Annotated in this window: 9 protein-coding genes; 1 reads left to right on the forward strand and 8 read right to left on the reverse strand. The window is 44.7% G+C overall.

Features of this window, described 5'->3' with window-relative positions:
- Positions 1 to 92: 92 nt before the first annotated feature.
- Together lptB and recJ are read right to left on the reverse strand one after the other, a co-directional pair.
- A complete protein-coding gene (gene lptB, locus EPL05_RS19040) occupies positions 93 to 833 on the reverse strand; it encodes an LPS export ABC transporter ATP-binding protein (RefSeq protein WP_128535571.1) in 741 nt (246 codons plus the stop codon).
- A gap of 141 nt (positions 834 to 974) precedes the next feature.
- Entirely contained in the window at positions 975 to 2,675 is a 1,701-nt protein-coding gene (gene recJ / locus EPL05_RS19045; RefSeq protein WP_128535572.1) for a single-stranded-DNA-specific exonuclease RecJ, read from the reverse strand.
- A gap of 110 nt (positions 2,676 to 2,785) precedes the next feature.
- On the opposite strand from recJ, the gene EPL05_RS19050 reads away from it, so the two are divergent.
- Positions 2,786 to 3,088, forward strand: a complete 303-nt coding sequence (locus EPL05_RS19050; RefSeq protein WP_128535573.1) for a DUF1330 domain-containing protein — start codon at positions 2,786 to 2,788, stop codon at positions 3,086 to 3,088.
- Positions 3,089 to 3,293: 205 nt separating this feature from the next.
- On the opposite strand, the gene EPL05_RS19055 is transcribed toward EPL05_RS19050, so the two are convergent.
- The 6 genes from EPL05_RS19055 to EPL05_RS19080 all read right to left on the reverse strand — a co-directional run bounded on the left by EPL05_RS19055 (position 3,294) and on the right by EPL05_RS19080 (position 8,196).
- Complete coding sequence (locus EPL05_RS19055) at positions 3,294 to 3,569, reverse strand: DUF4342 domain-containing protein (RefSeq protein WP_128535574.1); 276 nt, start codon at positions 3,567 to 3,569, stop codon at positions 3,294 to 3,296.
- Positions 3,570 to 3,704: 135 nt separating this feature from the next.
- Positions 3,705 to 4,559, reverse strand: coding sequence for a class I SAM-dependent methyltransferase (locus tag EPL05_RS19060; protein WP_128535575.1), 855 nt, complete (start codon positions 4,557 to 4,559; stop codon positions 3,705 to 3,707).
- A 68-nt stretch (positions 4,560 to 4,627) separates the two neighbouring features.
- Positions 4,628 to 5,521: a type IX secretion system protein PorD gene (gene porD / locus EPL05_RS19065; protein WP_128535576.1), complete on the reverse strand. Its 894-nt coding sequence runs from the start codon at positions 5,519 to 5,521 to the stop codon at positions 4,628 to 4,630.
- On the reverse strand, positions 5,518 to 6,720 hold the full coding sequence (gene coaBC, locus EPL05_RS19070) for a bifunctional phosphopantothenoylcysteine decarboxylase/phosphopantothenate--cysteine ligase CoaBC (protein WP_128535577.1): 1,203 nt from the start codon (positions 6,718 to 6,720) through the stop codon (positions 5,518 to 5,520). The genes porD and coaBC overlap by 4 nt, the downstream gene beginning before the upstream one ends.
- Positions 6,721 to 6,904: 184 nt before the next feature.
- Positions 6,905 to 7,240 (reverse strand): DNA-directed RNA polymerase subunit omega, encoded by a 336-nt coding sequence (locus EPL05_RS19075; RefSeq protein ID WP_128535578.1) that lies wholly within the window; start codon positions 7,238 to 7,240, stop codon positions 6,905 to 6,907.
- A gap of 26 nt (positions 7,241 to 7,266) precedes the next feature.
- Entirely contained in the window at positions 7,267 to 8,196 is a 930-nt protein-coding gene (locus EPL05_RS19080) for an outer membrane protein assembly factor BamD (RefSeq protein WP_128535579.1), read from the reverse strand.
- Between the last annotated feature and the right edge of the window lie 1,270 nt (positions 8,197 to 9,466).

Raw genomic sequence — 9,466 nt, forward strand, 5'->3', positions numbered from 1 at the left:
TCATGGTTCATTGTAAAATGTATAGTTATAGCAACTAACCGCAATCTATACCCTACGAACCATCAGCTATGATCTATGAACAAATATATTATTTACTGAGCAAAGGTTTTTCTTTTCAATACAAAATTCGCGCCGAGGTAAACTTTGCGCACCATTTCGTTGGCGGCAAGTACCTCGGGGACGCCCGATTCCAACAATTTGCCCTCGAAGAGCAAATAAGCGCGGTCGGTAATGGAAAGGGTTTCCTGTACGTTGTGGTCGGTAATTAATATACCAATGTTGCGGTGCCTCAACTTGGCAACCATGGCCTGGATCTCTTCCACGGCAATCGGGTCAACACCTGCAAAAGGTTCATCCAATAAAATAAAATTGGGTTCGGCTGCCAGTGCACGGGCAATTTCGGTACGGCGACGCTCACCACCGCTTAGCAGATCACCACGGTTTCTGCGTACTTTATGCAAACTAAATTCGTCTATCAGTTCCTCCAGTTTATCGCGCTGCTGGTCCTTAGGCATTTTACCCATTTCCAGCACAGCCTTAATGTTATCTTCTACCGATAGCTTACGGAAGACCGATGCCTCCTGTGCCAGGTAGCCAATGCCTTTTTGCGCACGGCGGTACATGGGTTCGCCGGTTATCTCTTCGTCGTCCAAAAAAATCTTGCCTTCGTTGGGTTTTATCAGCCCCACTATCATGTAAAACGAAGTAGTTTTCCCGGCGCCGTTCGGCCCTAATAAACCCACAATTTCGCCCTGCGACACATTGAACGTGACATCGTTAACAACGCTGCGCTGTTTATATTTTTTTACTAAATTCTCTGCCCGAAGGATCATACCTGTAATTCAAAATTTAAAAGTCAAAATTCAAAAGTGTGCAAACTGCTAATACAACTCACATTTCGCTTTTTTATTCTGATCGTTCTTAATATTCTTCAAAATTAAACAGTCTTGGTTTTGACTTTTTAATTTTGACTTTTAACTTATTCTTATCCCTTTTATATTCAACTGGATGGTTCGCTGTTCGCGCCAAACATTTTCTTCTATGACGTAGCAAATATCAAAAGGCACACCTGGTTTTAGTTGTGGCAAATATTCTGCATGGTTAAAAGCGATGCAACTAAACGATGCCGAACCCGGTTGCATCACACTCATTTTTACGTGATTGCCGCCCACCAGGCCTGCATTGCCGCTAACATACACATTTTTGCTCAGTAATACCGGCGCCATGTTCTCCGGCCCGAAAGGCGCAAACTGGTTCAATATCCGGAAGAATTTTGATTCGATATCAGTTAATTCGATCTCAGCATCTATCAAGATCTGCTGGATCAATTGTTCATCGGTAATGGTGCTGCTTACTACTTCTTCAAACCGGGCAATAAAAGCAGGCACCTGTTCGGGCTGCATCGTAAGCCCGGCCGCGTATTTGTGCCCACCAAATTGCAGCAACAGATCGCTGCATCCGCAAAGCGCCTCGTAAAGATCATACCCCAAAACCGAGCGTGCCGAACCTGCCACATGCCCGTTACTGCGGGTAAGCACCACGGTTGGGCGGTAATATTTTTCGGTAAGGCGCGAAGCCACAATTCCTATAACGCCCTTGTGCCAGCCTTCGTTAAAAACTACTGTGGATTTTTTGCCGATCAGGATGGCATCGTTATCTATCAGGCTCAGGGCCTCGTCGGTTATTTGCTGGTCGTGCCCCTTGCGTTCCTGGTTAAGTTCATTTATCAATAGGCCCTGCTCTTTTGCTTCGTCCTCGTGGCAGGCTATTAATAGCCTCACGGCATGTTTAGCATCGTGTATCCGCCCGGCGGCGTTAATACGCGGGCCCAATAAAAATACCACGTCACTTATGGTGTAAGGCCCTTTGCGGCCGGCAACTTCCATCAGCATTTTTATGCCGATACAGGGGTTCTCATTTATTTTTTGCAGACCAAGATATGCAATTACACGGTTTTCGCCGCTGATATGCACAATATCGCAAGCAATGCTGATAGCAGCAAGGTCGAAATAATTGCTTACTTCTTCAAAGGGCAGGTCGTGTACCTCTGCATAGGCCTGAGCCAGTTTTAGCCCAATGCCACAGCCCGAAAGTTCTTTATAAGGATATTGACAATCGGCACGTTTGGGGTCGAGCACGGCAACGGCAGCGGGCAGCTCATCGCCCGGTAAGTGGTGATCGCAAATGATGAAATCTACCCCCAACGTATTGGCATAGGCAATTTTATCAACGGATTTGATCCCACAATCCAGCGCGATGATGAGGCTAAAGCCGTTCGTAGCTGCATAATCTATACCAGCAGTAGAGATGCCATAACCTTCTTTGTACCTGTCGGGAATGTAATATTCGATGTTAGCGTGGTGCTTTTTAAAAAAGCTGTAAACCAAAGCAACGGAAGTGGTGCCATCTACATCATAATCGCCATATATTAAAATCTTTTCGTTTGCAGCGATAGCGGCATCTATACGGGTGATGGCCTTCTCCATATCCTGCATCAGGAAAGGATCGTGCAGGTGCAACGGACTTGGGCGGAAAAAGTATTTGGCTTCCTCAAAATCGCGGATGCCGCGCTGGGCCAGCATATTGCTCAAAACCTTGCTGATGTTAAGCTGCTCTGCCAGTTGCTGCACTATCTCCCCATCTGCCGCATCTTTTAACACCCACCGTTTGGCCATAAATATTGTTAGATTTTTTAGGGTGTAAAGATAGGAAAAAGAGAAGCAAGAGGGCAAGATGCAAGATTAAGAGAACATTTTTTTAATACTTTAGTAATACACTAATTATTATGATCTACTACACCCAACTCATATTTATAAAACCCGGATGCGAGGAAGAGTTTCACGCATTCGAGGATAAAGTACTGCCGCTTTTAAAAGAGCACAACGGCATACTCGTTTACCGTATCAGGCCGGATGCCAGCGCTTTTATAACAAGCACCGAACCATTACCCTACGAAATTCACCTGGTAACCTTTGGCAGTAAAGCAGATTTTGAAGACTATAAAACCGACCCGAAACGACTGGCGTTTATGGAAATGAAGGATAGGTCAGTAGAGAAGATCGTTCTGATTGAGGGGGTGGCGTTGTGAGAATACCTGGCGGCTTTTTGCATCACAACACCAACGACGAAAACATCAATTATCGCCGTCGGTTTTAACCGACGGAATAATGCAATACGCAATTGGCTTTAGCCAAACCCTTTTCACGGATTCGGCTAAAGCCAATAATTTATTTGCCCGTTCCGTCGGTTGAAACCGACGGCAATGGATTTGTTAAAGCGGTAGGTTCTGCGCTTTAGAATTTGGTGATCTCTTCTTTCTCGTCCGGCGTATCACCTTTGCGCTCCACGGTGATGGTGCATTCGGTTAACAATGCCGCTGCTGCGCCAACGGCTGCCAGCACGGGTGCCATTAAAAGTCCAACCAACCCATAACTCACCGGGAAGCTCATCATTTCTTTACCGTCGTGATTGGTGATGGTGATTTTGGTTACGCTGCCTTCGTTTATCAGTTCCTTTACTTTTTTAACGATGCTTTCTCCGTTAATAGAGAATGATTCTTTTATTGCCATGATATGTAAGTATTTGGGTTTGCTTTGATGTTATTTGAATATTGGACAGTAAAGTGCTCAATTTGTTACAGCCGTCGGGGTTATCCACTTAAATGCAAAGCTGAAAACGCACAAGTAGCGGTTATATTTCATTTATTATTGCACGGTTTTTTCTCCGTAAATAACCAGTGCGCTGGAATCGATCTTAACCTCGCCGGCCGGATAGGTGGCATTTATCAACGTATAAACTTCGTTTTTAATTTTGGTACGAACGGCCTCATCTGCTTTACTCAAGGCGGCAACTATAGGGGCGCCAACCTCGCAGGTCATCTCCCAATAATTATCGGCAGTTTTACTTTTAAGCGTACCCGCCACTTCCCGTTGCTTTATATTGTTTAACCCGGCCTGCGCAAATAAATCAGCCATAAAACCATCCTTTGAACAACGGAACATACCCGGTGCACCGGGTACAGGCGTAGGCAGTTCTATGTTTTTATTGATAACCCCCATAGTTGCTGTAACCCAAAAGTTCTTCTCGGATACGTTCCAAACGGCGGCGGCAATTTTTCCGCCCGGTTTCAGCACCCGCACCATTTCCTTGGCAGCCAACAGCATATCAGGGAAGAACATGAAGCCAAAACGGCAGCTTATGGCATCAAAGCTATTGTTGGCAAAAGGGAGATCGGATACATCGCAGACAATGGTTTCGATATTGGTTATACCTCGTGCCAATGCATTATCACGTGCTATTTGCAGCATGTCTTCGGCAAGGTCGGTTATTACTACTTTGCCGCCATTAAGCATCGTGGCAATAGTAAGGCCGGGTTCGCCGGTGCCCGCAGCAATATCCAATATCATATTGTTGCCGCCGGGTTGCAGCAATTGAATGATGGCATCGCCCACGGGCTGCATAAAATCCATCAGGAGCAGGTCCCATTTTCCCCATCCGGCCGAGAATTTATTCCACGATGCTTTTTGCTGCTCGCGTATTTGCTCCAGTTGCTGTTCCATAATATAGGTAGTTAAAGAGGTATAATATGTCGGCAGTTTAGTGTTCTTGCCTCCTGATTCTTGAATTCTTACTTCAAAGTTTCATACTTATTCCCATTCGCCGGGTCTGCCTGTATCAGCGTATTCATGGCCTGCGCTTTTTCGGGGCCGACTGCTTTGCTGAAGATCGACACGAACTCATCATCCTTTGCTGTAAAAAAGGCAAGCGGCAGGTATGAGCCGATGCGTTTACGATCTACCTGGGTAAGCTGGGGCAATATGGTGCTGATGGTTTTGCGTGCTTTAACGGCGTTATCCGCCATCATATCCAGCCCGTTACGGTGATAATCATATATAAAGCTGCGCAGGTTGTTGTACAGTTTATTATTCAAGTTTTCTGATAGCCAGTAGCGGTTCAGGTTACTGTCGAAAGCCTTCCAGCCTTTATATGCTGCGGTTTGAGCGTTTTGCACAACCGTTTGCGCTTGAGCGAAATACGGACTACCGCTATAGCGCGAGAACGAATCATAATCCATCCCCACAATAATATAGGCATAAAACGCCATTACCGAACTGAGGTTGCTCTGAAAATTCTGGTCGCTATAGTCGATAGTTTGGCCTTCGGTGTAAGTAAAATCCACATCCCTGTCGTTAATATTGAGCAGGGTAGTGGTGTAGCTGGAGTTAAAAACCGGGCGCGAGGACTGCACCTGCATTTCGCAGCTGAAGTTGCTGCCGCCATCCCAGTTGGTAATATTCAATACAAAATTGCAGTTGATGCGCTCGTTTGGAGCTATAGCATCCGCGGCCCATTTGCGGCCGTTCAGAAAATCCTTCATGGCGGTTTCCAACGTGGTGAAAATGCGCTTGTTGCTTACCTGTATCTTGGGTGCCAATATTTTTACCCGTGCGTTCAAATCCTGCGCTTGTGAATAGCAGCTGTAAGTAAAAATCAAAATGGGAATGAGCAGGCAGCGTTTCATGGTTTTAGCAGTTGGATAAATTTAGCACAAATATCCTTTGCCACCTCATTTTTATTTTTCAGCGCGAAGATGGTTTTGTTCAGCGCCTTATCTATCATCGTTACTTTATTGGTATCGCCCTTAAACCCTGCACCGGTATCGTTCAGCGAATTAAGCACGATCATATCCAGGTTCTTGTTTTTCAGTTTCGCGATAGCATATTCTTCTTCGTTATTTGTTTCCAGTGCAAAGCCAACCAATACCTGCCCTTCGCGTTTCTGCTGACCGAGGGTTTTTAAGATGTCGGTGGTTTTTTTAAGTTCGATGTTTAGCCCGCCGTCTTGCTTCTTTATCTTTTGGTCGGCAACCGTAATGGGGGTATAATCTGCCACGGCAGCGCACATAATGCAGCCATCGGCTTTGTCGAAATTTGCCAGGCACTCGCGCAGCATATCGGCGGCGCTGGTAACATCAATGCGTTTAATGCTTCGCTGCCTGCTTTGTTGTGATGTTGGGCCGGCAATTAGCGTAACATCGGCACCCAAAGCCGCAAGTTCATCTGCAATGGCAAAGCCCATTTTGCCCGAAGATTGGTTACCAATAAACCTCACCGGGTCTATCGCCTCGTAAGTAGGCCCGGCTGTTACCAATATACTATGGTTTACTAAGGGGAGTTTTTGTTTAATATCCGCCTCAACAAAAGCCACTATGTCCTCTGGTTCGGTCATGCGGCCTTCGCCGTGCAGCCCGCTGGCCAGTTCGCCACTCCCCGGAGGAATCAAGATGTTTCCGAAGGATTGTATTTTGCTGATATTATCCTGCGTGGCTTCGTGCTTCCACATATCAAGGTCCATTGCCGGGGCAAAGTAAACCGGGCATTTTGCCGAAAGATACACGGCGGTAAGCAGGTTATCTACCAATCCGCCCGCCATTTTGGCCATGGTGTTGGCACTGGCAGGGGCTATGATCATCAGGTCGCCCCAAAGGCCAAGCTCCACGTGGTTGTTCCATTCGCCGGTTTCTGGTTTAAAGTATTCGCTGTAAACCGGGCGTTTAGATAGGGTAGACAAGGTAAGTGGTGTAATAAAGTGGGTAGCATCCGGTGTCATAACCACTTGCACCTGTGCGCCTGCTTTTACCAACAAGCGTACCAGCGTGGCGGTTTTATAAGCCGCTATACTACCGCAAACACCCAGAATTATATTTTTTCCTACAAGCATGAAGTCGAGCCCTTAACCCCCTGAAGGGGAATAATTATTAAATATCGAATCCCGAACACCGGATGATAAAGTATTTCGGAACTCAGCATGGTGCTAAAAACTCAAAGTAACAAAAAAACTCCCATAGGGAGTTTTAAATATCGTGCAAATCAAACGCTCCCCCTTCAGGGAGGTGGGGGGCTTCTTATTGCTGTTCTTTACTTGGGTTACGGTAGTAAATCTTATCTTCTAAAAATTCCTGTACAGCTACCAAAGTAGGTTTAGGCAATCTTTCGTAGTATTTAGAGATCTCAATCTGCTCGCGGTTTTCAAAAACTTCTTCCAGGTTATCATTTGCCGATGCAAATTCAGAAAGTTTTTGGTGTAACTCTTCCTTTATGTTGTTTGATATCTGGTTTGCCCTTTTTGACATAATTACAAGCGACTCATAAATGTTGTCGGTTTTCACATCCAGTTCACGCAGGTCACGTGTTACGGTGCTGCTGGCTACTGTTGGTTTATTTGTGTTAGTGGTGCTCATGTCTTTTAATTAAAATGCTTTATGTATTAATATGGTATTTTCTGGTTATCTCTATCCTTAATAGAGGGTGGCTGCGTTGTCGTCGTATCTTTCTTAGCAACTTTTTTAGCCAGGGCAGGGTTGTACGCAATTTCTGCTAAAACCTTTTTAGCTTCAACTATGCCACGCTCGCTATCTTTTTTATAGTCGGCGGTTTCTTTCAAGTATTTGCTGCCGGCATACTTCTCTGCAAATTGGTCGGCGCCTGCTATTACCAGTCCAAAACGCTCTTCCTGGCGCTGTTCGCTGCTTACCTGTGCGTATTGATATTGTGCTTTTATAGCCAGGTACTCCAATTCTTCGGCGTATTTAGTATCCGGGTAATCGCGCAGGGTGTTATTAAACGCAATAGAGGCGGCCTGGTAATCACCAATAGTTAAATACAATTTAGCGTTTTCGTAAGCCTTACGTTCCAATTTGTCGCGCAGGTTTTGTATCAGTTTGCTCGCCTCGGTAACACGGTCACTCTTAGGGTAAAGGTTAATAAACAGCTGCAGGCTCTCAATGGCCTTGGTAGTGTTCTCCTGATCAAGCGAGTATATCGGCGAATCGAGGTAGAAACAGTAAGCGGCAATAAAGCGGCACTCCTCAGCACGCGGGCTGGTAGGGTACGTATCTGCAAAGGTTTTAAAGTGGTAACGGGCCGATGTATAATCCTTCAGCTTATAGTTAGTATAAGCGTAGTAGTAATATAAATCTTCCGCACCGGCGCGGCCACGGTAAATAGTAACCAGGTCCTCAAACAAACCAAGTGCTTTGCTGTACTCCTTTTTATTGTAAAACTTTACCGCTTCAGAGTATTTCTTGGCGTTATCGTTACTGGCTTTTAGCTTTTCGTACTTGCTTTTACAACTGCCGAGCGCAATAATTAATAGCAGCAATACGCCCGAAATAATGTGTAGTTGTTTTTTAAACATTTCGCAAAGATAGTTGAATATTATAAATCAGTCAATTATTTATTTAGTGGACGAATATATAACGACGTTTTTGCACCTTATATATATAAAGCCTGTATTTAACATCTTTTAACGTTGTGGAAGGAGGAGGGAGTTGATACGTAGGGTGGGGTTATAGTTGATGGTTGATAGTTCATGGGTCGGTAGGAGGAAGTTGGTGGATAGGGTGGGTTATTGTGGTGGTTCATAGATTATGGTGGGGAATTAGTAGACAGGATGGGTGTATAGGTGATGGTGGTAACTGACTACGCATCCGTCGCGTTGGGGGGATATAGTATATACGCATAAAACCACTCGGTTATATAATGCAATAGTCGGTGATTTGGACAGTGCTTATTATATAGTATATATAGGTGGATGTTTTTGCGGACGTATATACTATGTATATGTTATTGGGCTCGCGGTTTTGCTTTGGGTATTATATAGTATATGGTTGGCCTAAAACTCGCGGTTCAGTTCTGCTAACAATAAATCAAATCAGGGGCATTCAATATCCCTTAAATCAGGGTTTGGGATATGATATAGGCGGTGCCGTTGGCCCGGGCTTTCCGCACATACGCGCACACGGCCTTAGGCACGGGCCGGTATCCGCTGCAATCCCTCCGCTGGAAAATGTCCTACCCTTGATTCTTGTGATGGTAGGACTGCCTTGATGCAGTTAAAAGGATCTGTAATAGACGTGAATTGACGGCTAATTCAGCACAATCCGCTGTTGAAGCAGCACTAATTGAAAATATATTCTTCAGCAGTAATTAACCATCATGTATTAAAAATGAGCTCAAGCGGCCTTTTTACTATTAACTATTCATCCATCAGCTATTAACGCCTCATTTTTTTCGCCTCATCTACAGCGTGTTAAAAATACACTAAGTAAATTATGTACAAAGTGCTTGCAGAAGCAAAAAAGCTGTGTACCTTTGCAGCCCGCAAACAAAATAGCGGGTTGTTCTCTGAAAAATAAGCAGCTAAAAATTTAAAAATAACGCTTGCAAATTCAACAAAGGTTAATACCTTTGCAGCCCGCAAAAGAGGAAACAAAATTGCGGTTGTACATTGAAAGCAAGCTTAAATAATTAAAAAATAAAGTTTGCAAATTAAAGGAAAGTAACTACTTTTGCAGCCCGCCAAATCGGAAACGAGGATTGTGGAAAAAGGTTAAAAAGCGAGCTTAAGAAATTTAGAAAATAAAGTTTGCGAATAACAAAAAGGTTTTTACCTTTGCAGTCCCAAA

Source organism: Mucilaginibacter gilvus (genome assembly GCF_004054195.1).
Lineage (GTDB): Bacteria > Bacteroidota > Bacteroidia > Sphingobacteriales > Sphingobacteriaceae > Mucilaginibacter > Mucilaginibacter gilvus.